Annotated in this window: 1 protein-coding gene; it reads left to right on the top strand. The window is 37.0% G+C overall.

From position 1 onward, the window contains the following. Positions 1-1,001 precede the first annotated feature (1,001 nt). Positions 1,002-2,300, top strand: a 1,299-nt coding sequence (locus VB714_RS27105; RefSeq protein ID WP_323228443.1) for a Tex-like N-terminal domain-containing protein, incomplete at its 3' end; no start/stop codon positions are given.

Genomic DNA, 2,300 nt, shown 5'->3' with positions numbered 1-2,300 from the left:
AGCGCACACACTCCCACTCTGTAAATATATCATTGTCAAGTCAACTAAGTCAAGTGAAAATTAAACAATTTTTCATCTTTTTTTTTTAACCGCTAAACGGACATCCTTAACCGATATCAAGAGTTTTGTTAAACAGCACATTTGCAAACTTTCCTAATCCATTTTAATGGATTTTTTGTATGAGACGGGGATTTTCAATCCCCGACGGATCGACGATTCAAACAGATAATTCAAAATTAGATAATCTTCCAACTTCTGCGATCGCCAAACCATCAAGATCATCAAAACAATGTTTGCTTTTTTATCAATTTTTCTGTTCCTCTTTCTAACTATTTCTTAGCTAAAAAAAGGGTCTACAGGAGCGCACACACTCCCACTCTGTAAAGATACCATTGTCAAGTCAACTAAGTCAAGTGAAAATTAAACAATTTTTCATCTTTTTTTTTTAACCGCTAAACGGACATCCTTAACCGATATCAAGAGTTTTGTTAAACAACACATTTGCAAACTTTCCTAATCCATTTTAATGGATTTTTTGTATGAGACGGGGATTTTCAATCCCCGACGGATCGACGATTCAAACAGATAATTCAAAATTAGATGATCTTTCAACTTCTGCGATCGCCAAACCATCAAGATCGTCAAAGACAATGTTTGCTTTTTTATCAATTTTTCTGTTCCTCTTTCTAACTATTTCTTAGCTAAAAAAAGGGTTTACAGGAGCGCACACACTCCCACTCTGTAAATATATCATTGTCAAGTCAACTAAGTCAAGTGAAAATTAAACAATTTTTCATCTTATTCTTGAACTACTAAAAGGAAGAAATTGATGGATATTATTCCTCCGAAGCTGAATAATATCTAACAAATAGATTAATTTAAATAACTTTGTTTTGTAGAATACATAATAAAAAATTAATTTTTTATTCCACTCGACCCAAGTATAATGTAGCATAAGTTCAAACAAAATTCAATCTCAAAAAGTAAATCTGACTTCTACAATGCTCGAACTCATCACCATTCTGGCTAAAGAATTAGCCCTCAATCCCAAAAATATTACCAGTGCCTTAGAATTGTTCGCAGAAGGTGCGACGATTCCCTTTATCGCGCGATATCGCAAGGAAAGGACAGGAGGACTCGATGAGATACAATTGCGAGAGATTAGCGATCGCCATACCTATCTCAGCGAAATTCAGAAGCGCAAGGAAACAATTTTAAGCGCGATCGCCCAGCAAGAAAAACTCACTCCAGAACTTCAGAAAGCAATCGAATCTTGTTGGTTAAAAAACGAACTAGAAGATATTTATTTACCCTACAAACCCAAGCGACGCACTCGGGCAACTCAAGCTAGAGAAAAAGGACTCGAACCTTTTGCTGAATGGATTAAATCTTTAAATCAAAGGAATGCCTCGGCTGTTTCTTTAACACAAGAAGCGGAAAAATATATTGATGTGGAAAAAGAAGTCAGTACAGCACAAGAAGCCTTAAAAGGAGCAGCAGATATCCTCGCTGAAGAAGTTGCTGAAAAGTCAGAATTACGCGCTTATTTGCGAGATTATCTGGCAAAACAGGGGGTTTTTACATCTAAAATCAAGAAAGATTATCCCGAAGGAAGTACCAAATATGAAATGTATCGGGATTATCAAATTAAAGTCACGAAAATTGCTCCCCATAATATTCTCGCTTTGTTTCGCGGGGAAGCAGAAAAAGTTCTCTCAGTAGATATTTCCTATGATGAAGAATTTGTAAAATCTTATTTAGAATCCCAAGAAATTCGCAGTAAAAATCCCGAAGTTCGGCAATTTTATCGGGAAATGCTGGCGGATGCTTTTAAACGTTTGATCAAGAATTCTTTAATAACAGAAATCCGCAGCGATCTTAAAATTTACGCCGATCGCGAGTCTATTAAGACCTTTGCAGAAAACCTGCGAAACTTGCTCCTTTCTCCTCCAGCAGGAATGAAACCTACCCTGGCGATCGATCCTGGATTTCGCACGGGATGTAAAGTTTCCGTATTAGATGAAACAGGAAAATTTATTAAATATTGCGCCATTTTCCCTCATACTGGCGAGGGAAAACGTCAAGAAGCAGGGAGAATAGTGCGCGAATTGATTGAGACCTATCAAATCGAATTAATTGCCATTGGTAATGGTACAGCTTCCCGAGAAACCGATCGCTTTATTACTGAAGTATTAACAAAAATTCCGCAAAAACCGGTTAAAGTGATTGTCAATGAATCCGGTGCATCTATTTACTCTGCTAGTCCATTGGCGATCGCAGAATTTCCCGATCTCGATGTT

It is taken from the genome of Spirulina sp. 06S082, assembly GCF_034932145.1.
Classification (GTDB): Bacteria; Cyanobacteriota; Cyanobacteriia; order Cyanobacteriales; family Spirulinaceae; genus CCY15215.
This window is presented reverse-complemented; position numbering and strand designations above follow the sequence as displayed.